This is a genomic window from Mycobacterium sp. (assembly GCF_046330795.1).
GTDB lineage: Bacteria > Actinomycetota > Actinomycetes > Mycobacteriales > Mycobacteriaceae > Mycobacterium.
Window position 1 is genome coordinate 1,128,460 of record NZ_JAXLSA010000001.1, and the last position, 25,261, is coordinate 1,153,720.

33 protein-coding genes are annotated in these 25,261 nt (G+C 68.8%); 20 read left to right on the forward strand and 13 right to left on the reverse strand.

All coding sequences use genetic code 11. The features are described from left to right. Positions 1–23 precede the first annotated feature (23 nt). Both U0R18_RS05290 and U0R18_RS05295 read left to right on the forward strand, forming a co-directional pair. Positions 24–704, forward strand: a complete 681-nt coding sequence (locus tag U0R18_RS05290; RefSeq protein ID WP_526366622.1) for a potassium channel family protein — start codon at positions 24–26, stop codon at positions 702–704. A 94-nt stretch (positions 705–798) separates the two neighbouring features. After that, a complete protein-coding gene (locus U0R18_RS05295; protein ID WP_526366624.1) occupies positions 799–1,461 on the forward strand; it encodes a potassium channel family protein in 663 nt (220 codons plus the stop codon). Here U0R18_RS05295 and U0R18_RS05300 read toward each other — a convergent pair. Both U0R18_RS05300 and U0R18_RS05305 read right to left on the reverse strand, forming a co-directional pair. Next, a complete protein-coding gene (locus tag U0R18_RS05300) occupies positions 1,458–2,039 on the reverse strand; it encodes a DUF3159 domain-containing protein (protein WP_526367453.1) in 582 nt (193 codons plus the stop codon). The genes U0R18_RS05295 and U0R18_RS05300 overlap by 4 nt on opposite strands. 44 nt (positions 2,040–2,083) lie before the next feature. Next, positions 2,084–2,455 carry an OB-fold nucleic acid binding domain-containing protein gene (locus U0R18_RS05305; protein WP_526366626.1) on the reverse strand — a complete coding sequence of 124 codons (372 nt, stop codon included), beginning with the start codon at positions 2,453–2,455 and terminating at the stop codon, positions 2,084–2,086. A 116-nt stretch (positions 2,456–2,571) separates the two neighbouring features. Here U0R18_RS05305 and U0R18_RS05310 point away from each other — a divergent pair, with 116 nt between their 5' ends. Then, positions 2,572–3,270 (forward strand): serine aminopeptidase domain-containing protein, encoded by a 699-nt coding sequence (locus tag U0R18_RS05310; protein ID WP_526366629.1) that lies wholly within the window; start codon positions 2,572–2,574, stop codon positions 3,268–3,270. Between the two features lie 15 nt (positions 3,271–3,285). Here the strand turns inward: U0R18_RS05310 and U0R18_RS05315 are convergent, their stop codons facing one another. Both U0R18_RS05315 and dut read right to left on the reverse strand, forming a co-directional pair. Then, complete coding sequence (locus tag U0R18_RS05315) at positions 3,286–4,095, reverse strand: DUF3710 domain-containing protein (protein ID WP_526367455.1); 810 nt, start codon at positions 4,093–4,095, stop codon at positions 3,286–3,288. Then, the gene (gene dut, locus U0R18_RS05320; protein WP_526366631.1) at positions 4,092–4,556 is read right to left on the reverse strand and encodes a dUTP diphosphatase; all 465 of its coding nucleotides are present in this window, start codon (positions 4,554–4,556) and stop codon (positions 4,092–4,094) included. Before dut ends, U0R18_RS05315 begins: the two co-directional genes overlap by 4 nt. A 25-nt stretch (positions 4,557–4,581) precedes the next feature. Between dut and U0R18_RS05325 the strand changes: the two genes are divergently transcribed. Further along, positions 4,582–5,058: a DUF3093 family protein gene (locus tag U0R18_RS05325; RefSeq protein ID WP_526366633.1), complete on the forward strand. Its 477-nt coding sequence runs from the start codon at positions 4,582–4,584 to the stop codon at positions 5,056–5,058. A gap of 161 nt (positions 5,059–5,219) precedes the next feature. Here U0R18_RS05325 and U0R18_RS05330 read toward each other — a convergent pair whose 3' ends face one another. Continuing rightward, complete coding sequence (locus U0R18_RS05330; protein WP_526366635.1) at positions 5,220–5,522, reverse strand: DUF4193 family protein; 303 nt, start codon at positions 5,520–5,522, stop codon at positions 5,220–5,222. A 179-nt stretch (positions 5,523–5,701) separates the two neighbouring features. On the opposite strand from U0R18_RS05330, the gene cei reads away from it, so the two are divergent. Continuing rightward, complete coding sequence (gene cei, locus U0R18_RS05335; RefSeq protein WP_526366637.1) at positions 5,702–6,352, forward strand: envelope integrity protein Cei; 651 nt, start codon at positions 5,702–5,704, stop codon at positions 6,350–6,352. On the opposite strand, the gene U0R18_RS05340 is transcribed toward cei, so the two are convergent. After that, on the reverse strand, positions 6,349–7,224 hold the full coding sequence (locus U0R18_RS05340; RefSeq protein WP_526366639.1) for an inositol monophosphatase family protein: 876 nt from the start codon (positions 7,222–7,224) through the stop codon (positions 6,349–6,351). The two genes, cei and U0R18_RS05340, sit on opposite strands and share 4 nt — an antisense overlap. A 125-nt stretch (positions 7,225–7,349) precedes the next feature. On the opposite strand from U0R18_RS05340, the gene ppgK reads away from it, so the two are divergent. From ppgK to U0R18_RS05365, 5 genes are all read left to right on the forward strand, one after another. Next, entirely contained in the window at positions 7,350–8,114 is a 765-nt protein-coding gene (gene ppgK, locus U0R18_RS05345; protein ID WP_526366641.1) for a polyphosphate--glucose phosphotransferase, read from the forward strand. Positions 8,115–8,310: 196 nt separating this feature from the next. Further along, positions 8,311–9,864 carry an RNA polymerase sigma factor gene (locus U0R18_RS05350; RefSeq protein WP_526366643.1) on the forward strand — a complete coding sequence of 518 codons (1,554 nt, stop codon included), beginning with the start codon at positions 8,311–8,313 and terminating at the stop codon, positions 9,862–9,864. 10 nt (positions 9,865–9,874) lie between these two features. Next, the gene (locus U0R18_RS05355) at positions 9,875–10,966 is read left to right on the forward strand and encodes a methyltransferase (RefSeq protein ID WP_526366645.1); all 1,092 of its coding nucleotides are present in this window, start codon (positions 9,875–9,877) and stop codon (positions 10,964–10,966) included. A gap of 28 nt (positions 10,967–10,994) precedes the next feature. After that, positions 10,995–11,657: a VTT domain-containing protein gene (locus U0R18_RS05360; RefSeq protein WP_526366647.1), complete on the forward strand. Its 663-nt coding sequence runs from the start codon at positions 10,995–10,997 to the stop codon at positions 11,655–11,657. Further along, on the forward strand, positions 11,654–12,052 hold the full coding sequence (locus U0R18_RS05365) for a RidA family protein (protein ID WP_526366649.1): 399 nt from the start codon (positions 11,654–11,656) through the stop codon (positions 12,050–12,052). Before U0R18_RS05360 ends, U0R18_RS05365 begins: the two co-directional genes overlap by 4 nt. On the opposite strand, the gene U0R18_RS05370 is transcribed toward U0R18_RS05365, so the two are convergent. Further along, a complete protein-coding gene (locus tag U0R18_RS05370; RefSeq protein ID WP_526366651.1) occupies positions 12,004–12,366 on the reverse strand; it encodes a DUF952 domain-containing protein in 363 nt (120 codons plus the stop codon). The genes U0R18_RS05365 and U0R18_RS05370 overlap by 49 nt on opposite strands. A 128-nt stretch (positions 12,367–12,494) precedes the next feature. On the opposite strand from U0R18_RS05370, the gene U0R18_RS05375 reads away from it, so the two are divergent. Beyond that, positions 12,495–12,686: a DUF7455 domain-containing protein gene (locus U0R18_RS05375; RefSeq protein ID WP_526366653.1), complete on the forward strand. Its 192-nt coding sequence runs from the start codon at positions 12,495–12,497 to the stop codon at positions 12,684–12,686. A gap of 67 nt (positions 12,687–12,753) precedes the next feature. Further along, entirely contained in the window at positions 12,754–13,716 is a 963-nt protein-coding gene (locus U0R18_RS05380; protein WP_526366655.1) for a YhjD/YihY/BrkB family envelope integrity protein, read from the forward strand. Here U0R18_RS05380 and U0R18_RS05385 read toward each other — a convergent pair. Beyond that, a complete protein-coding gene (locus tag U0R18_RS05385; protein WP_526366657.1) occupies positions 13,703–13,942 on the reverse strand; it encodes a DUF3039 domain-containing protein in 240 nt (79 codons plus the stop codon). The genes U0R18_RS05380 and U0R18_RS05385 overlap by 14 nt on opposite strands. Before the next feature lie 146 nt (positions 13,943–14,088). Here U0R18_RS05385 and U0R18_RS05390 point away from each other — a divergent pair, with 146 nt between their 5' ends. The 3 genes from U0R18_RS05390 to U0R18_RS05400 all read left to right on the forward strand — a co-directional run bounded on the left by U0R18_RS05390 (position 14,089) and on the right by U0R18_RS05400 (position 16,438). After that, positions 14,089–14,502 carry a DUF3099 domain-containing protein gene (locus U0R18_RS05390; RefSeq protein WP_526366659.1) on the forward strand — a complete coding sequence of 138 codons (414 nt, stop codon included), beginning with the start codon at positions 14,089–14,091 and terminating at the stop codon, positions 14,500–14,502. Between the two features lie 117 nt (positions 14,503–14,619). Then, positions 14,620–15,609: a sigma-70 family RNA polymerase sigma factor gene (locus U0R18_RS05395; RefSeq protein ID WP_526366661.1), complete on the forward strand. Its 990-nt coding sequence runs from the start codon at positions 14,620–14,622 to the stop codon at positions 15,607–15,609. A gap of 136 nt (positions 15,610–15,745) precedes the next feature. Continuing rightward, positions 15,746–16,438, forward strand: a complete 693-nt coding sequence (locus tag U0R18_RS05400) for an iron-dependent transcriptional repressor DtxR (protein ID WP_526366663.1) — start codon at positions 15,746–15,748, stop codon at positions 16,436–16,438. A 1-nt stretch (position 16,439) separates the two neighbouring features. Here U0R18_RS05400 and U0R18_RS05405 read toward each other — a convergent pair whose 3' ends face one another. After that, positions 16,440–17,492 (reverse strand): DUF4192 family protein, encoded by a 1,053-nt coding sequence (locus tag U0R18_RS05405; RefSeq protein WP_526366665.1) that lies wholly within the window; start codon positions 17,490–17,492, stop codon positions 16,440–16,442. Between U0R18_RS05405 and U0R18_RS05410 the strand changes: the two genes are divergently transcribed. The 4 genes from U0R18_RS05410 to U0R18_RS05425 are packed head-to-tail and all read left to right on the forward strand — an operon-like array spanning position 17,491 to position 20,593. Beyond that, complete coding sequence (locus tag U0R18_RS05410) at positions 17,491–17,763, forward strand: hypothetical protein (RefSeq protein ID WP_526366667.1); 273 nt, start codon at positions 17,491–17,493, stop codon at positions 17,761–17,763. The two genes, U0R18_RS05405 and U0R18_RS05410, sit on opposite strands and share 2 nt — an antisense overlap. A gap of 43 nt (positions 17,764–17,806) precedes the next feature. Then, positions 17,807–18,781 (forward strand): proteasome assembly chaperone family protein, encoded by a 975-nt coding sequence (locus U0R18_RS05415; RefSeq protein WP_526366669.1) that lies wholly within the window; start codon positions 17,807–17,809, stop codon positions 18,779–18,781. A 55-nt stretch (positions 18,782–18,836) separates the two neighbouring features. Then, positions 18,837–19,859: an alpha/beta fold hydrolase gene (locus U0R18_RS05420; protein ID WP_526366671.1), complete on the forward strand. Its 1,023-nt coding sequence runs from the start codon at positions 18,837–18,839 to the stop codon at positions 19,857–19,859. Between the two features lie 26 nt (positions 19,860–19,885). Continuing rightward, positions 19,886–20,593, forward strand: a complete 708-nt coding sequence (locus U0R18_RS05425; protein ID WP_526366673.1) for a PhzF family protein — start codon at positions 19,886–19,888, stop codon at positions 20,591–20,593. Here the strand turns inward: U0R18_RS05425 and nrdR are convergent. Beyond that, entirely contained in the window at positions 20,576–21,043 is a 468-nt protein-coding gene (nrdR, locus tag U0R18_RS05430) for a transcriptional regulator NrdR (RefSeq protein WP_526366675.1), read from the reverse strand. The genes U0R18_RS05425 and nrdR overlap by 18 nt on opposite strands. Before the next feature lie 107 nt (positions 21,044–21,150). Next, complete coding sequence (locus tag U0R18_RS05435; RefSeq protein ID WP_526366677.1) at positions 21,151–21,687, reverse strand: LysM peptidoglycan-binding domain-containing protein; 537 nt, start codon at positions 21,685–21,687, stop codon at positions 21,151–21,153. A 201-nt stretch (positions 21,688–21,888) separates the two neighbouring features. Here U0R18_RS05435 and lexA point away from each other — a divergent pair, with 201 nt between their 5' ends. Beyond that, positions 21,889–22,578 carry a transcriptional repressor LexA gene (gene lexA, locus U0R18_RS05440; RefSeq protein WP_526366679.1) on the forward strand — a complete coding sequence of 230 codons (690 nt, stop codon included), beginning with the start codon at positions 21,889–21,891 and terminating at the stop codon, positions 22,576–22,578. A 26-nt stretch (positions 22,579–22,604) separates the two neighbouring features. Here lexA and U0R18_RS05445 read toward each other — a convergent pair whose 3' ends face one another. Both U0R18_RS05445 and U0R18_RS05450 read right to left on the reverse strand, forming a co-directional pair. After that, positions 22,605–22,832: a hypothetical protein gene (locus tag U0R18_RS05445; RefSeq protein WP_526366681.1), complete on the reverse strand. Its 228-nt coding sequence runs from the start codon at positions 22,830–22,832 to the stop codon at positions 22,605–22,607. 154 nt (positions 22,833–22,986) lie between these two features. Beyond that, positions 22,987–25,185 (reverse strand): LGFP repeat-containing protein, encoded by a 2,199-nt coding sequence (locus U0R18_RS05450; RefSeq protein ID WP_526366683.1) that lies wholly within the window; start codon positions 25,183–25,185, stop codon positions 22,987–22,989. Between the last annotated feature and the right edge of the window lie 76 nt (positions 25,186–25,261).

Consider the following 25,261-nt stretch of genomic DNA (forward strand, 5'->3'; position numbering starts at 1 on the left):
CGGCCGAGCCGAAAGGACACCTGGTGCGCGTAGTGGTGATGGGGTGCGGTCGGGTCGGCGCGTCGCTGGCCGGCGCCCTGGACCGGATCGGCCATGAGGTCGCCGTCATCGACCGTGACAGCAGCGCATTCCAGCGCCTGAGCCCCGATTTCACCGGCGAGCGGGTGCTGGGCATGGGCTTCGATCGCGACGTGCTCCTGCGGGCCGGCATCGAGGGCGCGGGCGCGTTCGCGGCGGTTTCCTCGGGCGACAATTCCAACATCATCTCGGCCCGGGTGGCGCGCGAGACGTTCGGCGTACAACGCGTGGTGGCGCGCATCTACGACGCCGGCCGCGCACAGGTCTACGAACGGCTGGGCATCCCCACCGTGGCCACCGTGCCGTGGACCACCGACCGTCTGCTCAACGCCCTCGTGCAGGAATCCGAGACCGCCAAATGGCGGGATCCGACCGGGAATGTCGCAGTCGCCGAGGTGGTGCTGCACGACGACTGGTTCGGCCACCGCGTCACCGACCTCGAGACGACCACCGGGGCGCGGGTCGCGTTCCTGATCCGGTTCGGCGCGGGGGTGCTGCCCGAGGCCAAGACCGTCATCCAGGCCAGCGATCAGGTGTACATCGCCGCGGTGTCCGGGCACGTCGCCGAGGCGGTGGCGATCGCCGCGATGCCGCCCCCGGCGGACCTCGGCGAGGAGGCCCACTGATGCCCATCGTTTTCTCCGCGAGCGTCCGTGTTCGTACGCGACACGCCGGGCTCCCGTGTACAAAGCCGGACACTCGGGCCGTAGGAGTGCGCTCATGAAGGTCGCCATCGCCGGAGCCGGAGCGGTCGGGCGATCCATCGCCCGCGAACTGATCGAGAGCGACCACGACGTGTCGCTCATCGAACGCAACGCCGATCACATCGACGTCGACGCCATCCCCGGCGCGCACTGGCGCCTGGGCGACGCGTGCGAACTCAGCCTGCTCGAGTCGGTCAAACTCGAGGAGTTCGACGTGGTCATCGCCGCCACGGGCGACGACAAGGCCAACGTGGTGCTGTCGCTGCTGGCCAAGACCGAGTTCGCCGTGTCGCGGGTGGTGGCCCGGGTCAACGACCCGCGCAACGAGTGGCTGTTCGACGAATCCTGGGGCGTCGACGTCGCGGTGTCGACACCGCGCATGCTGGCCTCGCTGGTCGAGGAGGCGGTGTCGATCGGCGACCTCGTGCGCATCATGGAGTTCCGCAAGGGTGCGGCCAACCTGGTGGAGATCACGCTGCCCGACGACACCCCCTGGGGTGGGCGTCCTGTCCGCAAGCTCGAATTGCCCAGGGACGCAGCGCTGGTGACCATCCTGCGCGGCAACCGGGTGATCGTGCCCGAGCCCGACGAGCCCCTCGAGGGCGGCGATGAACTGCTGCTCGTCGCCGCCGCGGAGGTCGAGGACGAATTGCGGGCGATCCTGCTGCCGACGGTCTAGTCCGGAAAGGCGGCGTGCACGGCGCGCTGCGCCGACTTGATCGCGAAATACGTTGCCAGTGCTGCCACTCCGGTCAGCGGCCAGCCCATCGCGATGCGGGCGGCGGCCAGCCAGCCCGTCCGGTCCATGTCATACAACTGGTGCTGGACCAGGAACCGCGCGGCGAACACGACCACCCAGGTGAAGGTCGCCACGTCGAAGGCCGTGACGGCGCGGCGGACCGATCGCCAGCGGTAGCCGTGTCCGTTGACCCAGCTCCAGACGTAGCCGACGACCGGCCGGCGGATCAGGATCGACAGCCCGAACACCGCCGCCCAGAACAGCGACATCCAGATCCCCAGCAGGAAATAGCCCTTGGCCGCCCCGACGTACCAGGCGATCAGCGCGCAGAAGCCGACCCCGATGAAGCCCGATACGGCGGGCTGGACGGACTCATGCCGGACCAGCCGCCAGGCCAGGATCAGCGCGGCGACGATCAGCGCGGTGATGATCGCCGGCAGCAGACCGAACATGGAAGAAACGGGAACGAACACCACCACGGGCAGTGACGAGTAGATCAGTCCGGCGACGCCGCCCATCTGAGCCAGCAGGGCCTGCCCGCCGGTTTGGTCGTCCGCCAAGATCAGCGCTGAATTTCGTAGTGCGGGTTGTAGATCGCCTTGGCGCCGTTCTCCAGCTTGCCCAGCCGGCCGCGCACCCGCAGCGTGCGTCCGGACTCGATGCCGGGGATCCGGCGCTGACCCAGCCAGACGAGCATCACCGCGTCGGTGCCGTCGAACAACTCGGCGCGCACGCCGCCCGCACACCCCTTGGCGTTGGCCTCCACGCTGCGCAGCGTGCCGACCATCGTGACCTCCTGGCCGCGCTCGCAGTCGATGGCCCGGTGGGCGCCGGTACAGGCGGCCTTGTCGGTCAGTTCCTCGACATCACGCTGTTCAGGATCCTCCGTCAGGCGACGGGTGAGCCGGCGCAGATAACCTTCGGCCGTGGCCATGGCTTCTCCTGAAAAACTCAACGGATCCCGGGTTAGCGGATCACCGCTTTCCGCGATGACGTTAGCCACGGTAGACCCGTTCGTTCCGGAATGCACATGCGGTGCACGATCGTCCTATGAGTGTTGAACTTCGCGGGGTGCCGACCGTTCTGCTGCCGGGCACCGGCTCCGATGACGACTACGTCTACCGGGCGTTCGCGCCGGCGTTGCACTCCGTCGGCGCGGTGGTGATCCCGCACACACCGCAGCCGGCCGGACTGATCGCCGGTTATCACCGGGCGCTCGACGACGCGTCCCGCGACGGCCCGATCGCCGTCGCCGGCGTGTCATTGGGAGCCGCCGTGGCCGTCGCCTGGGCGATCGCGCATCCGTCGCGCACGGTGGCCGTGCTGGCCGCGCTGCCCGCCTGGACGGGGAAACCCGACGCCGCCCCGGCGGCGCTGGCCGCGCTCCACACGGCCGGCGAATTGCGGCGCGACGGCCTGGTGGCCACCACGACGCGGATGCGCGAATCCAGCCCGCCCTGGCTGGCCGACGAGCTGACCCGGTCATGGCTGGGTCAGTGGCCGGATCTGCCGGACGCCATGACGGAGGCGGCGGGGTTCGTCGCACCGACCACCGCGGAGCTGTCCGCCATGACCACACCGATGGGGGTCGTATCGGCCTCCGACGACCCGGTGCATCCGCTGGAGGTAGGGGTCGAGTGGGTGGCCGCGGCCCCGAATGCATCGCTGCGGACGGTCACGCTCGACGACATCGGCGCGGACGCCGGCGCGCTGGGTGCGGCCTGCCTGGCCGCCCTGGCCGACGTGTGACGGCGCGGGCCTCGGTCAGCCCCCGGTCACACCGCGGAACTGCTGCATGGCCGAACCCTGGCTGCGCCGTGCGACCGGTTCGGAAGCGGGTTCGGTCGGCACCGGCGGAACTGGCGGACCGGCCGGCGCAGCGGTGGGTGGCTGGCCCTGCTGCGCCTGGGCGGCGGCTTGTGCGGCGGCGGCCCGCAACTGCTCGAGCATGGGCTCGGGCAACTGCACCGGCAGCGGCGTACGCACCGGAAGTGGCGTGCTGTCGCGCCGAACGACGGTGTCCACCAACGTCTTCCGCGCTTCGGCGGCCAGCGCGTTGAACGTCTCCCGCGGACCGTTGACCACGCACCTGATCATCCAGCGGTAGCCGTCGACGCCGATGAACCGCACCGCACCCTCGCTCAGGCCGACGACCTCACGGCCCCACGGTCCGGTTTCGATCGAGACGTTGGGCGTGTCCTTGCGCAACGCATCCGCGAGCTCGGACGCCACCTCCCGCCACAGCCCGGCGCTCTTGGGCGCCGCGTAGGCGGCCACCGTGAACCGGCCGTTGGGGGTGATCACCCACACCGCACTGGGTGCGCCCGTCTCGTTCAGCTCGACCTGCACCTGGCCGGCGTCGGGCATCGGGATGAGCACCGATCCCAGATCCAGCCGCCCGACGGCCGCGGTTTCCGGGTCGTCGAAGTCCTCGAGGTCGAAGGGGCCCTCGAGCTCCCCGCCGGCGGCGGGCTCGTCGCCCTGGACGTCCCCGCGGCCGACCGGAACGACGGCGTCCGTGCCGTCGGCCTCGTTGTCCTGCTTCGAATGTTTCTGCTTACCGAACGCCATCAGAGACTCGCATGTCCTCCCGATGAGCCGTGGCCTCCGTCGCCACGGGTCGTGCCGCCCAGCCCGGCCTCGTCGAAGGATTGCACCTCGACAAGTTCCGGAAGTTCGACACGCTGAACCAATAATTGTGCGATCCGATCCCCCCGGCTGATCCGGATGGGCTGGGTCGGATCGAGATTGATCAACGACACCTTGATCTCGCCGCGATAGCCGGCATCGATGGTGCCGGGACTGTTCACGATCGAAAGTCCCACGCGCGCCGCGAGTCCCGACCGCGGGTGCACCAGGCCCACCATTCCCTCGGGAATCGCCACCGCGAGTCCCGTCGGCACCAGCTCCCGGTGACCCGGGCCCAGTTCGACGTCGACGGCACTGAACAGATCGACACCGGCGTCGCCCGGATGGGCGCGCGCCGGCAACGGCAGCTCCTGGTCGAGGCGGACGACCGCGAGACGGGTGGACACGAGGCCACAGACTACCCTTGGCCGCGTGCCCGATTCGCGTGTCGCCCCGCAGACCGTGCGGTACCGCGAGCGGCTGTGGGTGCCGTGGTGGTGGTGGCCGGCCGGATTCGGCGTGGCAGCGGTGATCGCCGCCGAAGTGAACATGGGTGTGCGCACGCTGCCCGACTGGCTGCCCTACGCCATCCTGTTCGCGGTCGCCACCGGCGTGTTGCTCTGGCTGGGCCGCTCGGAGGTGCGCGTCACCATCGGCGCCGACGACACCGAGTTGTGGGCCGGGCAGGCGCACCTGCCCGCCTCGGTGATCACCCGGTCCGCCTCGGTGCCCGCATCGGCGAAATCAGCGGCGTTGGGCCGTCAGCTCGACCCGGCAGCTTTCGTGGCGCACCGCGCCTGGGTGGGGCCGCTGGTGTTGGTGGTGCTCGACGATCCCGATGACCCGACGCCGTACTGGCTGCTCAGCACCCGACATCCGGACCGGGTGCTCTCCGCGCTGCGGAGCTGACCCAGCTCCTCCGCGCCTCGTACCTCGGCGCTGCGTCGACGCGACTCAGCCCGAATCGTCTCGCTCCTCCGCGCCTCGTACCTCGGCGCTGCGTCGACGCGACTCAGCCCGAATCGTCTCGCTCCTCCGCGCCTCGTACCTCGGCGCTGCGTCGACTCGACTCAGGCCGCGCAGTCGGTGCAGATCATCACGCCGTTCTTCTCGGTGGCGAGTCTGCTGCGGTGTTGGACCAGGAAACAGCTCGAACAGGTGAACTCGTCGGCCTGCTTCGGGACCACCCGCACGGAAAGCTCTTCACCGGACAGATCAGCACCGGGTAGTTCGAAGTTCTCGGCGGATTCGGACTCGTCGACATCGACGACGGCGGACTGCGCTTCGTTGCGGCGGGCCTTCAGTTCTTCGAGTGAATCCTCGGAAACATCGTCGGTCTCGGAGCGCCGTGGGGCGTCATAGTCGGTAGCCATCTCGTCTTCCCCTCTGGAATCCCCGCGCGCAAGTCCTTGCGACAGAGCTTTGTACCAGTGCCGAACGTCATCACCAAACGATTCGTGCCCGGAACCTGCGGTCTTCAAGTGTGATTTACGTCACATATGGAGACATTTCGCAATCCCCCAGTTCAGGACGGGTGCTCTAGAGTGCAGGCGTGGTTGCGCACATCACAGAAGGCACGGCCTTCGACAAGCGGGGATTGCCGTTCCGGCGGCGGAACATCTGGCCGGGCGTCATTGCTGCGGTGGCACTCACCGTCGTCACAGGGATCATCTGGCTGATCGCCCTGACCCGGCCGGCCGAGGTCCATCAGGCCGCGGTGTGCAACGAGCCGCCGCCTGCCGCCGACGCCAACGCCCCAACCCTGGGCAAGCAGGTGTCGCCCACCACCATGGCCTCGGTGACCCCCGCCAAACTCGCCTCCACCAAGATCCGCGTCCTCAACGCCAGCGGTCATGGCGGCCAGGCCGCCGAGGTCTCCTCGGCGCTCCGCGATCTCGGCTTCGCTCAGCCGACAGCGGCCAACGACCCCGTCTACAACAACACCAAGCTGAGCTGCCAGGGACAGATCCGCTTCGGCGACAACGGCAAGGCCGCCGCGGCCGCGCTTTGGCTGGTCGCCCCGTGTACCGAACTGTTCTCCGACGGGCGCGACGACGATTCCGTCGACCTGGCCGTGGGCACCGACTTCACCACGCTCACCCACAACGACGACATCGACGCGGTACTGGCCGGCCTGCGGCCCGACGCCACCGAGCCCGCCGACCCCGCGCTGATCGCGAAGATCCACGGGGCCAGCTGCTAGCTGCCGGCCACTCCCGGCAGCGGCCCCAGGGCGCCGCAGCGCGCCAGCGCCGCGCACAGCGCGTCGGCGACCCCCGGCGCGGCGGCCAGCGTCAGACCGAGCGGTTCACCGGGCGCGGGCAGCCGGACCACCGCACCCGCCTCGGCCGCGATCAGCGCGCCGGCGGCCCAGTCCCACACGTTGAGTCCGTGCTCGTAGTGCGCATCCAGGCGGCCCGCGGCCACCATGCACAGATCCAGCGCCGCCGAGCCCAGCCGCCGCACGTCGCGCACCTGCGGCAGCAGCTGCGCCAGCAGTCGGCCCTGGGCCGTGCGGCGGGCGGGTGCATACCCGAATCCGGTGCCCAGCAATGTCATTCCCAGATCGGTCGCCCCGGTGCAGGACAGTCGCCGGCGGCCCGCGGGGCCCCGGACGTGGGCACCGCCGCCCAGTGCGGCCGAGTAGATCTCACCGGTGCTCACGTCGGCGACCGCGCCGGCCAGCGACACCCCGTCGACCTGAGCGGCCACCGACACCGCGAAGACCGGGATCCCGTACACGAAGTTGACGGTGCCGTCGACCGGGTCGACCACCCAGGTGACGGTTCCGGCGCCGATGGCGCCCGGGCCACCGCGCTCCTCCCCCAGCACCACGTCGCCGGGCCGCAGTTCGGCGACCCGGCGGCGCAGCAGTTCCTCGGTCTCGGTGTCGACCACGGTGACCGGGTCCGTCGGGGTGCTCTTGGCGGATACCGCACCGCTCACCCCGGGACCGTCGGGCGACTCCGCCCCGAACACCTCCCGGCGGCGGGTCGCCACATAGCCGGCCGCCTCGGCGGCCAGCTGTTCGGCAGTGATGCGCAGGGTCTCCGGTTGTCCGGTGGGGGCGGTCACCGCACCATCGCACCACAGATCGGCGCCCGAATCGCCCGGCAGCCCACCAAGATTGCGGCCACGCACTAGGGTTTTGTCGCACTCAGGTTTCAGTCGCTGACCACCCGCCCCGCCGAGGAGCCACCATGACCGAATCCAGCCCGATGAACCGCAGCTTCGGGATCGACGTCGGCGGCAGCGGCGTCAAGGGCGGCATCGTGGATCTGGACACCGGCCAGCTGATCGGCGACCGGTTCAAGCTGCCCACCCCCCAGCCCTCGACCCCCGACGCGGTCGCCGCGACGATCGCCAAGGTGGTCGAGCACTTCGACTGGACCGGCCCGCTGGGCGTGACCTACCCCGGCGTCATCACCCACGGCGTCGTCCGGACCGCCGCCAACGTCGACAAGACCTGGATCGGGACCGACGTCAACGCCGTCTACAGCCGAGCGCTGGGGGGCCGTCCGGTGACGGTCCTCAACGACGCCGACGCCGCCGGCCTGGCCGAGCAGCGGTTCGGCGCCGGCAAGGACGTCGACGGTGTGATCGCGCTGCTGACCTTCGGAACCGGCATCGGCTCGGCGGTCATCCACCACGGATTGCTGCTGCCCAACACCGAATTCGGCCATATCGAGGTCGGCGGCAAGGAAGCCGAACACCGCGCCGCGTCCTCGGTCAAGGAGAACAAGGACTGGAGCTACGAGCGCTGGACCCGGGAGGTCACCAAGGTGCTGGTAGCGGTGGAGAACGCGATCTGGCCGGATCTCATCATCGTCGGCGGCGGCATCAGCCGGAAGGCCGACAAGTGGGTCCCGCTGTTGAAGAACCGCACACCGGTGGTCGCCGCGGCCCTGCAGAACTCGGCGGGCATCGTCGGTGCGGCGATGGCCGCCGTGGACGCCGGCCACTGAGCCGACCGGATTCCCGCGCCGAATCGACCAGCTTGGCGCGGAGCGGGCTGTTTCTGTCGTTACAATGGTCGAGGCGGCCGCAACACGGATAGCGGCGAAGCTCCCCGCAGAGATCACCCGCCGACAGTCCACATAGCCGACCCTGTGGTGGCGCGCGCCCATGCCCACTGCAGCCCCGCAGACCGAAAGGGTGTACGTGGCAGCCACGAAGGCAAGCCCGGCGACCGAAGAGCCGGTGAAGCGCACCGCCACCAGAGCAACCCCCGCCAAGCGGGCCAGTGCAGAACCGAAGGCAGCGGCCAAGGCCCCGGCCGCGCCGGCCAAGCGCGCCACCAAGGCCGCCGCCGCAACCGCTGGCAAGGCCCCGGCCAAGGCCCCCGCGAAGCGCGCCACCAAGGCAGCCGCCAAGGCCCCGGCCAAGGACGGCGCCGCACCCCGGACACGTGCGAAGAAGGCCACCGCCGCCGATGGCGCCGCCGAAGGTGTCGTCGAGGAAGATCTCGACAACGACGTCGAGGATCTGGACTCCGAGCCCACCGAGCTCGAGGACGATGCCGATCTCGACGTCGAGGACGATCTGGAAGACCTCGAGGACGACGCCGAGGAGGCCGGCGCCGGATCCGACGACGAGGAATCCGACGATGCGGGCGATTCCGACGAGGCCCCCGAGGCCGGCGCGGCCGCCAATGGCAAGCCGGCCGGCGCGGCAGCCGGCGACGAGGAGGAGATCGCCGAGCCGTCCGAGAAGGACAAGGCCTCGGGCGATTTCGTCTGGGACGAGGAAGAATCCGAGGCGCTGCGCCAAGCCCGCAAGGACGCCGAGCTGACGGCCTCGGCCGACTCGGTACGCGCCTACCTCAAGCAGATCGGCAAGGTGGCGCTCCTCAACGCCGAGGAGGAGGTCGAGCTCGCCAAACGCATCGAGGCCGGCCTGTACGCCACCCAGCTGATGGGCGAACTCACGGAGAAGGGCGAGAAGCTGCCCGCCGCCCAGCGCCGGGACATGATGTGGATCTGCCGCGACGGCGACCGCGCCAAGAATCACCTGCTCGAGGCCAACCTGCGCCTGGTGGTGTCCCTGGCCAAGCGCTACACCGGCCGCGGCATGGCGTTCCTGGACCTGATCCAGGAGGGCAATCTCGGCCTGATCCGCGCCGTCGAGAAGTTCGACTACACCAAGGGCTACAAGTTCTCCACCTATGCGACCTGGTGGATCCGCCAGGCCATCACCCGCGCGATGGCCGACCAGGCCCGCACCATCCGCATCCCGGTGCACATGGTCGAGGTCATCAACAAGCTCGGCCGCATCCAGCGCGAGCTGCTCCAGGACCTGGGTCGCGAGCCCACGCCCGAAGAGCTGGCCAAGGAAATGGACATCACGCCGGAGAAGGTGCTGGAGATCCAGCAGTACGCGCGTGAGCCGATCTCACTGGACCAGACCATCGGCGACGAGGGCGACAGCCAGCTCGGCGATTTCATCGAGGACAGCGAAGCCGTGGTGGCCGTCGACGCCGTCAGCTTCACGCTCCTGCAGGACCAGCTCCAGTCGGTGCTCGAGACGCTGTCCGAACGTGAGGCGGGTGTGGTCCGGCTGCGGTTCGGTCTGACCGACGGTCAGCCGCGCACCCTGGACGAGATCGGCCAGGTCTACGGGGTCACCCGTGAACGGATCCGCCAGATCGAGTCGAAGACGATGTCGAAGCTGCGGCACCCCAGCCGGTCGCAGGTCCTGCGCGACTACCTCGACTAGCGGCGCCGACGTGGCCAAGACACCACCGCCGGCGCTCATCGCCGCCGTCAACGCGTTCCGGGCCGGGCTCGACCGGCTGCACAAGGCGACCGTTCCCAACAGCGTCGCGGCCATGGAGTTGGGATTCGGCGCGTGGCTGACCCAGGCGCTGAACGCCGCCGTGCGGCTGGGCATCCCCGATGAACTCGCGAACGGTCCGCTGACCGCGGACGAGGTGGCGCGCCGGGTGGGCGCGGATCCGGATGCCACCTACCGGCTGATGCGCGCACTCGCCAGTCGCTCGGTGTTCAAACTGCGGCGCGACGGCCGATTCGCACTGACCCGGATCGGCCGTGCCCTGGTCTCCGGCGAGGCGACCAGCATGGCGCCGATGATCGCGTTCATCGGCAGCCGGCCGCACTGGGAGCACTGGGGCGATCTGGAGCACTCGGTGCGCACCGGCCAGACGGCGGTGTCGCGGGTGCGCGGGATGGAGTTCTTCGACTATCTGGACACCGAACCCGACTTCGCCCGGGTGTTCAACGACGCGATGACCGGAACGTCCACCGTCGCGATCGAAAATGCCGTTCCCGCATACGATTTCAGTAACTTTCGCCGGATCGTCGACGTTGGTGGCGGACATGGCGCGCTGCTGTCGGCGGTGCTGCGGGCCGCGCCCGCCGCCCGCGGAGTGCTGTTCGACCTGCCGTCGGTCGTGGCCGACGCCTCCGACACCGACGGTCCGCTGACGGTCGCCGGTGTCGCGCAGCGATGCGATGTCGAGGGCGGGTCGTTCTTCGAGTCGGTGCCCGCCGACGGCGACGCGTACCTGCTCAAGACGATCATCCACGACTGGGACGACGAACGCGCCCTCGAGATCCTGCGGAAGATCCGCGGCGCCATCGCCCCCGGCGGCAAGGTGCTGCTGTTCGAGATGGTGCTGCCCGAGGGCGCGCCCGGCCATCTGGGTCTGCTGCTGGATCTGGAGATGCTGGTGTCCGCCGGCGGCAAGGAGCGCACCCAGCGCGAGTACGCCGACCTGCTGGCACGCGCGGGCTTCCGGCTCAACCGGGTGCTGCCCACCCCGACCCCGCTGGCGATCATCGAAGCAATCCCGGCCTGACATTCCCCGATAGGGCAAGCTGAGCGGCGTGAACGTCGATGCGCTGCTGCAGACGATCCCGCCGGTTGCGGTGTATCTGGTCGTCGGGCTGGTGATCGGGCTGGAAAGCCTCGGCATCCCGCTGCCCGGCGAGATCGCGTTGGTCAGCGCCGCGCTGCTGGCATCGCGTCACACGCTCGACATCAGCCCGGTCGCGGTGGGAGCGGCCGCGACGGTGGGCGCGATCGTCGGCGACACCATCGGATATTCGATCGGCCATCGCTACGGGCTGGGATTGTTCGAACGTCTCGGACGCCGGTTCCCGAAACACTTCGGGCCCGGGCACGTCGCGCTGGCCAAGCAGCTGTTCGCCCGCTGGGGCGGGTGGGCGGTGTTCTTCGGCCGCTTCGTCGCGCTGCTGCGGATCCTGGCGGGGCCGCTGGCCGGCGCGCTGAAGATGCCCTATCCGAGGTTCCTGGTCGCCAACGCCTCCGGCGCGGTGCTGTGGGCCGGCGGCACCACGGCCGTCGTGTACTACCTGGGCCTGGCCGCCGAACGCTGGCTGGCGCGGTTCTCCTGGATCGCCCTCGTGGTGGCCGTGCTGGTCGGCGTCGCGGGGACGTTGCTGCTGCGCGAACGCACGCGAAACCTGATCGCGGAGCTCGAAGCCGAGCACGACTGGGACTCACTGCGGCGGCAGCACCACGAATGACCGTGCGGAGGGTCTCGTCGGGTTCGGAGTACGAAGACATTGTCGGCTATTCACGGGCGGTGCGTCAGGGACCTTTCGTCGCGGTGGCCGGCACCACCGCACCGGGCCCCGACGTGGCGGCCCAGACCCGAGAGGTGTTGCGGCGCATCGGATCAGCACTGCAGGAGGTCGGGGCGGAGCTGTCCGACGTGGTTCGCACCCGCATCTTCGTGACCGACATCGGCCAGTGGGCGGCGGTCGGATCGGCACACCGCGAGGTGTTCGGCGACATTCGTCCCGCGGCGACCATGGTCCAGGTGGCGGCGTTGATCTCCCCCGATCTGCTGGTCGAGATCGAGGCCGATGCCTATGTCGCCGACAGCGGCGAGAAGGTCCCGTCGGGCCCCGAAACGTAGTCTGTGACAGCAATCACAGCGGCCGTCGGCAGCGGTCCGTAGAGATGTGGGAAGAGCATCCCGGACGGGTCCGTGGGCACGCCGGGCTCCCAGCGCAGCGGCGCATTCAGCGCATCGGGATTCAGGTACAGCAGTACCAGATCCCGTCGGCCGGCAAACAGCCGGTTGGCCGGCAGGTGTACCTGCTCAACGGTCGAAAGATGAACGAAACCGACGTCGGACAGTGATGCCGGACGGTGCTCCCCAGCAGACGAGGCGGCCTGCCATTCGGCACGGCCGCACAGGTGCACCAGCGTGGGTGGAGAAGCTGCCATAGGACCAGCGTGCCCGATCCGCAAATTGTGCTCTCGGTGAAACACGACACACCCGAGAACGGATGGGGAACAACGCCGAAACGCCGAACGTCTGACACAGTAGTAACCACCCGAGGAACGGAGGCGCCATGACCGCAACTCTGATTAGTCCCGAACTGACCCGGGCTGATCGCTGCGACCGCTGCGGTGCCGCCGCCCGCGTGCGCGCGAAGCTCCCCTCGGGAGCCGAACTGCTGTTCTGCCAACATCATGCGAACGAGCACGAGGCCAAGCTGGTCGAACTGGCCGCCGTGTTGGAGGTCAGCCCGGCGGACGCCTGAGCGGCGCCGCCACGCCGGGCCTGCGAAACTGGGCACATCGCTCCGTTTCGGGGATGCTGGTTAGGCCATGACCGACCAGCCCGTGAAGCCCACCCGCCATCACGCCTGGCGAATCTTCAAGCGAACCCTGTCCAAGGCGTGGGATGACTCGATCTTCTCCGAGTCCGCGCAAGCGGGTTTCTGGTCGGTGCTGTCGCTGCCGCCACTGCTGCTCGGCATGCTCGGCAGCCTGGCGTTCATCGCCCCGCTGTTCGGGCCCGACACGCTGCCGACCATCCAGGCCCGGCTGATCTCCACGGCAAACAGCTTCTTCTCCAAGAACATCGTCACCGAGATCATCGAACCGACGGTGCACGACATCGTGATCGGGGCCCGCGGCGAAGTCGTCTCCATCGGGTTCATCATTTCGCTGTGGGCGGGCTCGTCGGCCATCTCCGCGTTCGTCGACTCGATCGTCGAGGCACACGATCAGACGCCGCTGCGCCATCCCGTGCGGCAGCGGTTCTATGCCCTGGGGCTGTACGTCGTCGGACTGGTGATCATCATCGCCAGCGCGCCCTTCATCGCATTGGGCCCGCGCAAGATCGCCGAATATCTCCCGGACAGCTGGGACAACATCCTGCAGTACGGCTACTACCCGCTCATGGTGTGCTCGCTGGTGCTCACGATCACGGTGCTCTACCGGCTGTCGCTGCCCAAACCGCTGCCCACCCACCGGCTGGTGATCGGCGCGGTCCTTGCTTCGGTTTTCTTCGTGGTGGCCACGGGTGGACTGCGCGTCTACCTGACCTACATCACCCGCACCGGCTACACCTACGGCGCACTGGCCACGCCCATCGCGTTCCTGCTGTTCGCCTTCTTCCTCGGCTTCGCCATCATGCTCGGCGCCGAGTTGAACAACGCCATCCAAGAGGAATTCCCGGCGCCGGACACCCACGCCGACCAGCTGCGGTCGTGGCTGGAATCACGAAATGACGGGCCGGACAACGAAACTGCGGAATCCGAGCCGCAGGGCGTCAGCCCTTCTTGAGCGTCTCGTAGATCTTCTTGCAGTCCGGGCACACCGGTGAGCCGGGTTTGGGTGAGCGAGTGACCGGGAAGACCTCCCCGCACAACGCCACCACATGGGTTCCCATGACCGCGCTCTCGGCGATCTTGTCCTTCTTGACGTAGTGGAAGAACTTCGGGGTGTCGCTGTCGGTGCCGTCGTCGGCCCGAACGTCGGCGTCGGTGCGCTCGAGGGTGTCGGTCTGCATGGCGTCCATTGTGCCGGGTGGATCGACCGACCGAGCCCGACGGGGTCGACATAGTGGATCGCCCGATCCCGACGGGCTCGACATAGTGGATCGCCCGAGCCCGAAGGGGTCGACATAGTGGATCGCCCGATCCCGAAGGGGTCGACATGTGGAAGAGTGGTGCCATGAAGCACAGCCAGGAGCTGGGTTTCGACGACGAGGGCCGGCCCGTACTGATCACCAGAGCGGCGCTGCCCTACGAGGAGGAGCACCGGCAGCGGGTCCGCAAGTATCTGACCCTGATGTCGTTCCGAATTCCCGCGCTCATCTTCGCGGCAGTGGCCTACAACATCTGGCACAACGGCTGGATCTCCCTGGCGATCATCGCGGTGTCGATACCGCTGCCCTGGATGGCCGTGCTGATCGCCAATGACCGCCCCCCGCGCCGGGCCGAGGAGCCCCGCCGATTCGACGACGCCCGGCGGCGCACTCCCCTGTTCCCCACGGCCGATCGGCCGGTGCTGGAAGCGCATCGGGCGACGCCCGAATCGGAACACGACCCCCGCCGTCACGACGGCTGAGCAACGTCTTTCCCGATTCTCAGGCCATTCTCAGGTCAACGGCCTATTTCTGCACGTCAGAGTGTGTGAAGTGACGGAATCCCGGGAACTCTTCGGCGCAATGGAGCGTTGTACGCCGTGAACGCTCGAGCCAACGAGGAGGCCGAAATGGCGAATGCCACCGCATACCGGGTCGACAGCGATCTGGACGCTCAAAGTCCTGCCGCAGACCTGGTGCGGGTGTACCTGAACGGCATCGGTAAGACGGCGTTGCTGACGGCCGCGGACGAGGTCGAACTCGCCAAGCGCATCGAGGCGGGCCTGTACGCCCAGCATCTGCTCGACACCCGCAAGCGTCTCGGTGATGCCCGCAAGCGGGATCTGGCGACCGTGGCCCGCGATGGCCGGGCCGCCCGGAGCCACCTGCTGGAGGCGAATCTTCGCCTGGTCGTGTCGCTGGCCAAGCGCTACACCGGTCGCGGCATGCCGCTGCTGGACCTGATCCAGGAGGGCAACCTGGGCCTGATCCGCGCGATGGAGAAGTTCGACTACACCAAGGGATTCAAGTTCTCCACCTATGCCACGTGGTGGATCCGGCAGGCCATCACCCGCGGTATGGCCGACCAGAGTCGCACCATCCGGCTGCCCGTCCATCTCGTCGAGCAGGTCAACAAGCTCGCCCGGATCAAGCGCGAGATGCACCAGACGATGGGCCGCGAGGCCACCGATGAGGAACTGGCCGAGGAGTCCGGTATTCCGGCCGAGAAGATCGCCGATCTGCTCGAGCACAGCCGGGACCCGGTGAGCCTCGACATGCCGGTCGGCAGCGACGAGGAGGCTCCCCTGGGCGACTTCATCGAGGACGCCGAGGCACTGTCTGCGGAGAACACCGTCATCGCCGAGCTGTTGCACACCGACATCCGGTACGTGCTGGCCACCCTCGACGAGCGCGAACAGCAGGTGATCCGCCTTCGCTTCGGTCTCGACGACGGCCAGCCCCGCACCCTCGACCAGATCGGCAAGCTGTTCGGTCTGTCCCGTGAGCGGGTCCGTCAGATCGAGCGCGAGGTCATGGTCAAGCTGCGCCACGGCGACCGGGCGGATCGGCTGCGCTCGTACGCCAGTTGACCTGGAAATACGTGATTCATGAGTGTGCCCGCCGTCCCCCTCCGGCGGGCACACTGCTGTGCGCGCAACGCCGGGAACGTTGGGCGACCGTAAGCACCACCCGCCAAGTAGACTCGGACCGGATGGAGGGCACCCTATGAACGACCTGGTCGATACCACCGAAATGTACCTACGGACGATCTACGACCTCGAAGAAGAGGGCGTGGTTCCGCTGCGGGCGCGCATCGCCGAACGCCTCGAGCAGAGCGGTCCGACGGTCAGCCAGACCGTCTCGCGCATGGAACGCGATGGGTTGCTCCACGTTGCGGGTGATCGCCATCTGGAACTCACCGACAAGGGTCGCACCCTGGCCGTCGCCGTGATGCGCAAGCACCGGTTGGCCGAGCGGCTGCTGGTGGATGTCATCGGTCTGCCCTGGGAAGACGTCCACGCCGAGGCCTGCAAGTGGGAACACGTGATGAGCGAAGAGGTCGAGCGCCGCCTGGTGGCCGTCCTCGCCGACCCGACGGTGTCCCCGTTCGGCAATCCCATCCCCGGCTTGTCCGAGCTGGGCCTTGACCCGCAGCGGTCCGCCGAGGAGGCCCCGTTGGTGCGGCTGACCGAGCTGCCTCCGGGGTCGCCGGTCGCCGTGGTGGTCCGGCAGCTCACCGAACACGTTCAGGGCGACGTCACATTGATCGCTCGACTCAAGGACGCGGGCGTGGTGCCCAATGCGCGCGTCACCGCCGAGATCAACCAGTTGGGCGGCGTGACGATCGTGATGCCCGGCCACGAGAACGTCGATCTGCCGCACGAGATGGCCCACGCGGTCAAGGTCGAGAAGATCTGACTCACCCGGCCCGCCGGCCCGATCCCTGGTAGGGCGGCAACTCGACGCCGACCCGGTCGGCCACCCGGTAACCGCTGAGTGCGAGCTCCCGAATCTGGGCGGGCCGCATCCCGGACAACAGCGCCTCGTCGAGCATCCGGGCCATTCGATGTGCCGGTTCGCACTCCAGGGCTTCGGCCAGGGCGATCCCGGCCAACGGCCCGTCGCTGCGGACGTAGGCCGAAAATGCCAGCAGCACAAGGGCTTCCAGTCGCCATGGTTTTGGGAGGCGACGGGCCAGGAGCGTCCACAGCGCTTCGGCGCGGGCCGCGTGGAACCCGACGGCCAGGGCATAGAGCGCATCCCGGGCAGCAGAGTCGGTGAGGTGGTGGGCCAGGCCGGCCAACGCGGCATCGGAGAGTTGCCGGCCGGCCTCGAGGCGTTTGGCGGCGTCGATCGCGGCGAGGACGCCACGGCGGGTGTGGCCATCGGGGTCGGCTTCCTGTTCGGGCCGGCTGTCATCGGCGACGGCACGGATGCGGTCCACCAGCGCCTCGGAGCCGTCCTCGGCCGCGATCACCTGCGTCAGGTCCGCCCGGCTGCTGTAGAGCCGTCGACCATCCACCACGGCCTCGACCGCCAGCGGCGAGACATCCGGATCGTCGATCATGCCGTGCTGCCCGCAACCATCCGCGCAATGCCAACGACCGCCGGCCTGCACTCGGTCCACCACGTAGAGCGCGCAGAGGTCGATGCCCTGCTCGTCCAGCGCCCCGGCCAGGTCCAGACCGAGCAGCCGGTAGTCCTCGTTGCACTCCGAACAATCGGCGCAATCGGCCTGCACGACGACGGCGATGATCCCCTCGGGCGACGCGGCGGCCAGGATGTGCGCGATCTGCTCGAGGCCGCCCTCGAGCGCATGGCACAGATCGACGCGCATGACCGCGCCGAGCTGGCCGTTCTCGATCGAGGCCAGGACGAGAGAATCCGCCGGGGTGAATCCCAGGACGGCGGGCAGCGCGGCGATGAGCGCACCCGGCCGGTTGAGGCTGAAGACGATTCGGTGGTGTGTCATGGCGCAGACGCTCCCCGGCGAGTCCGTCATCGCGTCGCCGCCGGCGGCGCTCGACGGCCCCGGCTGTGGATGGGGATGCGACTGTGGATGGAATCAGCAGTCGTGCGCCCCGGCCGGACCCAAGTCGGCCGCGGCCTGCACGAAGGTGCTGCCGCTGAGCGCCCGACAGACAGTGGGCCGCGGCGAGGACAAGATCGCCGGTGCGCAATTGCAGCACCGACGCCGTGCACGCGTCATCCTGCCCGAGCGCCCTGGGAATCGCCGGTCGTGAGTCGGACGTTCGGGCTAGTGGGACACTGGTGGGCGAAGGAGGTATGGCGATGGCTGATCATCACCAGCACTACGAGCCCGATCACAGCGGGATGTACGAACTGGAGTTCCCCGGTCCGCAGCTGGCGTCGGCGGACGGCCGGGGCCCGGTGTTGGTGCACGCCCTGGAGGGATTCTCGGACGCCGGACATGCCGTCAAGCTGGCCGCCGCCCACCTCCGCGACTCGCTGGACACCGAGCTGGTCGCGTCCTTCGCGATCGACGACCTGCTCGACTACCGCTCACGGCGCCCCACCATGACGTTCAAGACCGACCGCTTCACCGGTTACGAGGACCCCCAGCTGGGCCTCTACGCCCTGCACGACACCGTCGGCACACCATTCCTGCTCCTGGCCGGGATGGAGCCGGACCTCAAATGGGAGCGGTTCGTGACGGCGGTACGGCTGCTGGCCGAACGGCTGGGTGTGCGCCGGACGATCGGCCTGGGCGCCATCCCGATGGCTGTCCCCCACACCCGGCCGATCACGCTGACGGCGCACTCGAGCGACCGCGAGCTGATCTCCGATCACACCCCGTGGGTCGGCGAGGTCCAGGTTCCGGGCAGCGCGTCGAGTCTGCTCGAGTACCGGCTGGCCCAGCACGGCCACGAGGTCGTTGGCTACACCGTGCACATCCCGCACTACCTGGCGCAGACCGACTATCCGGCGGCCGCGCAGGCGCTGCTCGAGCAACTCGCCAGGATCGGTTCGTTGGAGCTCCCGATGACCGCCCTGACCGACGCGGCGGTGTCGATCCGGAACCGGATCGACGAACAGGTCGAAGGCAGTGCGGAGATCGCCCAAGTGGTGACGGCGCTGGAGCGACAGTACGATGCGTTTGTCACTGCCCAGGAGAACCGCGCCCTGCTCAGCGACGAGGATCTCCCCAGCGGGGACGAACTCGGGGCCGAGTTCGAGCGTTTCCTCGCCCAGCAGACCGACGAGAAGGGCGACCTGCGCGACGACAACGGCGGTGGTTGACGGCAATACCGGATAGCGCCCCGCCGGGACATCGCACTACGACGGGAGTTGGCCAATGGCGGTACGTCAGACCAGATTGCGTCCGGTGCGCGAGATCGTGCCCAGGCTCGAGTTCCAGATGATCCACGGCTACCGGCGTGCTTACCGGATAGCCGGGTCGGGGCCGGTGGTATTACTGATCCACGGCATCGGCGACAACTCGGCCACGTGGAGCACGGTGCACTCGAAGCTGGCGCAGCGGTTCACGGTGATCGCGCCGGATCTGCTGGGCCACGGTCAGTCCGACAAGCCCCGGGCCGATTACTCGGTTGCCGCCTACGCCAACGGCATGCGCGACCTGCTCAGCGTGCTCGACATCGAGAAGGTGACGGTCGTCGGGCACTCTCTGGGCGGCGGCGTCGCCATGCAGTTCGCCTATCAGTTCCCCCAGCTCGTCGAACGGTTGATCCTGGTCGGCTCCGGAGGTGTCACCAAGGACGTGCACGTCGCGCTGCGGGTGGCCTCACTGCCGATGGGCGGCGAGGCGCTCGCGCTGCTGCGCCTGCCCATGGTGCTCCCGGCGGTGCAGTTGGCCGGACAGGTCGTCGGCGCCGTGCTCGGCTCGCGGGGGCTCGGCCGCGACCTGCCCGACGTGCTGCGCATCCTGCGCGACCTTCCCGAGCCGACCGCTTCCTCGGCCTTCACCCGGACACTTCGCGCTGTGGTGGACTGGCGCGGCCAGGTGGTCACCATGCTGGACCGCTGTTATTTGACCGAATCCGTTCCGGTGCAACTCATCTGGGGCGAGAACGACGTGGTGATCCCCGTCGCGCATGCCCAGATGGCGCACGCCGCGATGCCCGGCTCGCAATTGGAGATCTTCGAGCGGTCCGGCCATTTCCCGTTCCATGACGACCCGGACCGTTTTGTCGAGGTGGTCCAGCAGTTCGTCGATTCGACCCGCCCGGCCGAATACGATCACGTGGCACTGCGCCAGCTGCTGCGTGCCGGCATCAGCGAGGGCGCCCTGTCCGGTTCGGTCGATACGCGGGTCGCGGTGCTCGACGCCATGGGCGCCGACGAACGCAGCGCCACCTGAGGCACCGCCCGACGTAAGGTCGGGTCATGGCTGTCGACGTCACGGTGCTCCGGGTGTTCACCGACCCCGCGGGCAATTTCGGAAATCCATTGGGCGTGGTGGACGCGGGCGCGGTTGCACCGGAGCGCCGCCAGCAGCTGGCCACCCGATTGGGTTACAGCGAAACGGTTTTCGTGGAGCCGCCGGGACCCGGCGCGACATCCACTGCCGCGCACATCTTCACACCGGCCGTGGAGTTGCCGTTTGCCGGTCACCCCACGGTCGGCGCTGCCTGGCACCTGGCGTCGGCCGGCACGCCGGTGCGCACGCTGTCCGTTCCGGCGGGAATCGTCGCGGTCAGCAGTGACGGACCGTTGACGACCATCACCGCGCGAGCCGAGTGGGCGCCTGAATTCGCCATCCACCAATTGGGCTCCGTCGACGAACTGCTGGCCGCCGATCCCGACGATTACGCCGACGGTGACGAGGTCTACCTGTGGGCCTGGATCGACGAATCCGCGGGCGCGATCCGATCCCGGAGTTTTGCCCCGCACCTCGGCATCCGGGAGGACGAGGCGACCGGTGCCGCCGCGGTGCGGATGACCGATTACCTGAGCCGAGATCTGGTCATCATCCAGGGCCGTGGATCGCAGCTCGAGACCAAGTGGAACGCGGACGGTTGGGTTCGGGTGGCCGGCCGCGTGGTCAGCGACGGAACCACACCGGTCGAACTCGAATCAGCCGCCGGGGGTTGAGATCTCGCGGTGTTCGCGCAGTGCCCGGATCTCGCGTTCGAAATCATCGGCCGAGGTGAACGACCGGTACACGGACGCGAATCGCAGATATGCCACCTCGTCGAGTTCGCGGAGCGGGCCCAGGATCGCCAGCCCGACCTCGTTACTGGGCACCTCCGGCGATCCGGCGGCGCGCACGGAGTCCTCGACCTGCTGAGCGAGCAGATTCAGCGCGTCATCGTCGACCTGCCGGCCCTGACAGGCGCGACGGACACCGCTGATCACCTTCTCGCGACTGAACGGCTCGGTGACGCCACTTCGCTTGACGACCGCCAGGATCGCCGTCTCGACGGTGGTGAACCGCCGGCCACACTCGGGACAGGAGCGCCGGCGTCGAATCGCCTGGCCCTCATCTGTCTCGCGCGAGTCGACCACGCGGGAGTCCGGATGCCGGCAGAAAGGACAATGCATGACCTCTCCTTCGCGGCGGATGCGACCCGAGCCGAACGACACCGAGCCTACCTGCGCGATCGGCGCACGGACCAGCACGCCCGCCGGTGCGCCGCAACGGGGCATCGTCAGTTCACCGGCGCGATGAGCGTCTGCCCGGCCTCGATCGAGTTCGAGCCGAGGGTGTTCAGCTGCCGGATCTGGTCGACCACCTGGCCGACGGGCAGGTCCGGCGCCACCCGGGCGGCCACGTGCGCCAGCGTTTCGCCGGAATGCACCTGAACGACCGCGAGCCGGCCGGGTACCGCCGAGGCGTCACTCGCGGAGCCACCCAGGTGACCGAGCACCCCCAGCCACAGCGTGACGAGCCCGGCCAGCAGGGCCAGTCCGACGGTGGCCGCGGTGGTGGTCACCGTGTGGCGCCGGTTGGTACCCGCCGCGCGGGAGAACCGGACTCCGGTGCCGGCGTGGGTCAGCGGAGCTCCACCGGGCCGGGCCGGACCGCGCTGCGCACGCACCCGCTGCGGGCGGGCCGAGCGGCGCTGCCGTTCGGACGGTGCGGTCATCAGCTGCTCCCAGAGCACCAGGTCCTCGAGGTCCCAGGCGTGCAGGGCGGTGCTTTCAGAGATACCGGTGCCGGCCATGTCGATCCCTTTCGTCGTCATTGTGGTTCGCTCCTATGTTCGAAACCATATCGATCACTTGTTCGATCGTATAGCCCAATCCGAACATGTGATCGATTCGTAGCCGAAGGATAGATCCGGCCACCGACAAGTTCGGGCCGGCCGCCCGCGCCATCCACGCGAGCGACACGCAGATCGAACACATGTTTGATTCTTGTCGGCCCGCGGACTACATTCGGCTGCATGGCCGCTACCAAGGATCCCGACGCCGCACCGTCATCCGGACCGTCGGACAACGCACTGACCGAACGTCAACGGACCATCCTCGAGGTCATCCGGGCGTCGGTGACGTCCCGCGGCTACCCGCCCAGCATCCGCGAGATCGGGGATGCAGTGGGGCTGACCTCGACGTCGTCGGTGGCACACCAGCTGCGCACTCTCGAACGCAAGGGCTATCTGCGCCGCGACCCCAACCGCCCCCGCGCGGTCGACGTCCGCGGGGCCGACGATGCGGTCAATCCCGTGCTGACCGACGTCTCCGGATCCGACGCGCTGCCCGAGCCCACGTTCGTGCCGGTGCTCGGCAGGATCGCCGCCGGCGGCCCGATCCTGGCCGAGGAGGCCGTCGAGGACGTCTTCCCGCTGCCGCGCGAACTGGTCGGTGAAGGCTCGCTGTTCCTGCTGAAGGTGGTCGGCGAATCAATGGTCGACGCGGCGATCTGCGACGGCGACTGGGTGGTGGTGCGTCAGCAGAACGTCGCCGACAACGGTGACATCGTCGCCGCGATGATCGACGGTGAAGCCACCGTGAAGACGTTCAAGCGCACTAGTGGACAGGTCTGGCTGATGCCGCACAACCCCGCGTTCGACCCCATCCCGGGCAATGATGCGGTGATCCTCGGCAAGGTCGTCACCGTCATTCGCAAGATCTGATCACGCACCCGACCGGTGGGAACGCGTCAGCGGACGTAGTGGTGGCCACGGTTGGGGTGCTGGAAGTGCTCCGGGGTACCGGGGGTGGACGGGGTCCAGCGCGGCGCGGCGTGCTCGGCGGGCGCGCTGATCGAGGGGCCGTGATGCTCCGGGGTGGCCGACGCATTGCCGGCAGTGGCGGTGGCGACGGCGATGATGGCCGGGGCGATGGCCAGGGTGGCTCCGGCGGCGATGCGGCGGGCGATGATGTTCATGTGAATCTCCTTGTGTGAGTGCGCTCTTCGGCGATGACTCAACAATGCCGCGGCACAGGGAGATTCAGTATCGGGTGACCGGCGGATGCACCGGACGAACCGGTGGTCCCCCGATCGGAGGACGCCCGGACTCGCCGGAGACCGGTCGGTGGGGTCAGTACGCCCGGACGAAGCCGTTCGCCTCGGCGTGCTCCGCATCGGCGAACCAGATCTCGGCGACCACATCGCCATAGTTCGGGCTATCCGGGGTGTAGTAGACGCCGGCCGTGATGCTGCCCTTGACCGGGTAGCCCTCCGGCATCGCCGCGGGATCTTCGAGCGGCAGATGGATCGCCGGCGGCGTCGGTTGGACGGCGGGCTCGACGTGTTCGGACTCGGCGGGCTCGACGGACTCGACCGGTTCCGGCTCGACGTACTCCTGCTGCAGATAGGACTCGTCATCGACGGCGTCCTCCACGTCGGCATCCAGCCATTCGGCCGGTTCCGGCTCGGCATCGACGGCGAAATCCTCGGCGGCTGCGGCTGCAGGAGCGGGCTCGGGCCCGGGATGGTCGTCGCCGTACACGTCGGCGACATGCTCGACGCCCTGGTACCGGGGTTCGAACAGCGAGGCCTGTGCGGACGCCCAGGGATCCTCGGGATACGGGCTCCACGCCGGGCGGTCGATCGCCGCGTGCCGCCCGGTCGGGCTATCGACGGCATCGCCGTCGGCGTGCACCCGGGTGGGCGCCGTGTCCACCGCGTCCTGATCGTCGGCGGCCTGGTGCGCGCCGCGGTGGGTGAACAGTTCGTGGTCGGCCGAGATGGGCTCGGCGATGCCGGATACCCCGGCCTCGGGAACCTTCGGGACGTCCCAGTGGCTCGCCGGTGCGGCGGGTGCCTCCGGCTCCGTCCATACGGGCGCGGGGACCCCCGGCTGGTCGGTGTCGACCGCGCGCCAGCGGGCGTCGTCGGCCACCGCATCGGCGGGCTCGGGGGTCGCCCGCCGGCGCCGGCCGGACAACAGCGCGAGCAGGGAGCCCAGGAGCAGCAGGGCCAGCGGAATGATCCACCACAGCCACCAGGTGTGGAAGCTGAATGCGTTGTCCTTCGGCGGGTTTGGCATCTTCGGCGCCTCGGACGTCGGCGGCACGGTGGCGGCCGGCGGGGCGGCGGGCACTTCGAGACCGCCGAGGGAGTCGGCGAGGTTGGCCGGATCACTGGTGAACGAATTGTTCTTGGAGTCCCACGTCAGCTGCCCAGCGCTGAATTTCTGCGTGACCTTGTCGCCGTCGGTGCTCTGGTCGGAGACCGGCACACCGAGCGAGCCGGCGGCACCGCCGAGTTTGTCCCAGGCCGCCTTCATCGCGCCGCGAACAATCACCGCGCCGTGCTCGGTGGTGGCAAAGATGACGGGATTATCTTGTGCGGCAAACGAACTCACCCGGCTGCCGGGAACTCCCCCGTCTGCCTCCGGTGCATTCGGCAGCCCCAGATCGCCGGTCGGTCCGCCCGCCGCCTCGTATTTCTCCAGGATCGCGCCGGTGACCGCGTGCGCGCCGGTACCCGGACCGTAGAAGATCTTGCCGCCGGCGAACGCCTGACCGGCGCCGTCGGGCGGGATCGCGAACTGGTCGCCCGCGCGCGCGCCGAGCGGGCCGGCGACGCCGCCGGCCGCCCGCAGGGCGGCGTTGATGGCCGAGGTGGCGTCGCCGGGGATGGTCAGATCACCCAGCTGGCCCGCCAGGTCCGGCGGGTCAGTGGTGAACGTCTTGGTGCGCCCGTCGAAGCTGAGCTGGCCGCCGGTGAACTTCTGCGTCACCACCGCGCCGTCGTAGGTCTCGTCGGCGGTCGGCACCCCCAGGACGCCGGCCGAGCCACCGAGCCGGTCCCATGCCGCATTGATGGCACCGCGAACCACCCACGCGCCGGTGTCGGGCGTCCAGAAGATCACGGGCTGGTCGGCCGCACTGAACGTGGAGTTGCGGCTGTCGGGGCTGACCCGGCCGGGGCCTTCGTCGATGGTCGGAAATCCGAGATCGCTATCGGCGGGGCCGCCCAGCGCACGGTATTTGTCCAGGATCGCGCCGTACATGATCTTCGCGCCGGTGTCCGGCGTGTAGAAAATTGCGCCACCGGCGAAGTTCTGGCCGAAGCCGGGGCCGGCCGGGTAGAGATCGCCGTCCTTTGCACCCAGCGACGACGCGTCGCCGCCGGCCGCTGTCCAGGCTGCCGTGATCGCGTCCGTCGCATCGCTGTCGGGGCTGGCCGTCGCAACGGGAGCCGTCAGCGTCAGCGCCGCGGCCACTGCCACGACGGCGCCGCCAATCAGGCCAGAGGCCCAGTGGCGCGTCGCATGTCGCCGTATTCTCATGCACCCTCCCGCAATTCCAACCCGTTGCGCAATGCGAACATGCCGGAGCCAACACACACTCGATTTCGGACAATAC

Coding starts and splice junctions, on each gene's coding strand:
- U0R18_RS05370 (WP_526366651.1), bottom strand. CDS start 12,366: ATGGCAGCTTCTCCACCCACGCTGGTGCACCTGTGCGGCCGTGCCGAA.
- U0R18_RS05330 (WP_526366635.1), bottom strand. CDS start 5,522: ATGGCTACCGACTATGACGCCCCACGGCGCTCCGAGACCGACGATGTT.
- U0R18_RS05420 (WP_526366671.1), top strand. CDS start 18,837: ATGGCGGTACGTCAGACCAGATTGCGTCCGGTGCGCGAGATCGTGCCC.
- U0R18_RS05405 (WP_526366665.1), bottom strand. CDS start 17,492: ATGACACACCACCGAATCGTCTTCAGCCTCAACCGGCCGGGTGCGCTC.
- U0R18_RS05310 (WP_526366629.1), top strand. CDS start 2,572: ATGAGTGTTGAACTTCGCGGGGTGCCGACCGTTCTGCTGCCGGGCACC.
- nrdR (WP_526366675.1), bottom strand. CDS start 21,043: ATGCATTGTCCTTTCTGCCGGCATCCGGACTCCCGCGTGGTCGACTCG.
- U0R18_RS05425 (WP_526366673.1), top strand. CDS start 19,886: ATGGCTGTCGACGTCACGGTGCTCCGGGTGTTCACCGACCCCGCGGGC.
- U0R18_RS05385 (WP_526366657.1), bottom strand. CDS start 13,942: ATGCAGACCGACACCCTCGAGCGCACCGACGCCGACGTTCGGGCCGAC.
- U0R18_RS05365 (WP_526366649.1), top strand. CDS start 11,654: ATGACCGTGCGGAGGGTCTCGTCGGGTTCGGAGTACGAAGACATTGTC.
- U0R18_RS05450 (WP_526366683.1), bottom strand. CDS start 25,185: ATGAGAATACGGCGACATGCGACGCGCCACTGGGCCTCTGGCCTGATT.
- U0R18_RS05415 (WP_526366669.1), top strand. CDS start 17,807: ATGGCGATGGCTGATCATCACCAGCACTACGAGCCCGATCACAGCGGG.
- U0R18_RS05375 (WP_526366653.1), top strand. CDS start 12,495: ATGACCGCAACTCTGATTAGTCCCGAACTGACCCGGGCTGATCGCTGC.
- lexA (WP_526366679.1), top strand. CDS start 21,889: ATGGCCGCTACCAAGGATCCCGACGCCGCACCGTCATCCGGACCGTCG.
- U0R18_RS05445 (WP_526366681.1), bottom strand. CDS start 22,832: ATGAACATCATCGCCCGCCGCATCGCCGCCGGAGCCACCCTGGCCATC.
- U0R18_RS05305 (WP_526366626.1), bottom strand. CDS start 2,455: ATGGCCACGGCCGAAGGTTATCTGCGCCGGCTCACCCGTCGCCTGACG.
- U0R18_RS05295 (WP_526366624.1), top strand. CDS start 799: ATGAAGGTCGCCATCGCCGGAGCCGGAGCGGTCGGGCGATCCATCGCC.
- U0R18_RS05380 (WP_526366655.1), top strand. CDS start 12,754: ATGACCGACCAGCCCGTGAAGCCCACCCGCCATCACGCCTGGCGAATC.
- U0R18_RS05400 (WP_526366663.1), top strand. CDS start 15,746: ATGAACGACCTGGTCGATACCACCGAAATGTACCTACGGACGATCTAC.
- ppgK (WP_526366641.1), top strand. CDS start 7,350: ATGACCGAATCCAGCCCGATGAACCGCAGCTTCGGGATCGACGTCGGC.
- U0R18_RS05390 (WP_526366659.1), top strand. CDS start 14,089: ATGTGGAAGAGTGGTGCCATGAAGCACAGCCAGGAGCTGGGTTTCGAC.
- U0R18_RS05410 (WP_526366667.1), top strand. CDS start 17,491: ATGGCGCAGACGCTCCCCGGCGAGTCCGTCATCGCGTCGCCGCCGGCG.
- U0R18_RS05435 (WP_526366677.1), bottom strand. CDS start 21,687: ATGACGACGAAAGGGATCGACATGGCCGGCACCGGTATCTCTGAAAGC.
- U0R18_RS05300 (WP_526367453.1), bottom strand. CDS start 2,039: ATGGGCGGCGTCGCCGGACTGATCTACTCGTCACTGCCCGTGGTGGTG.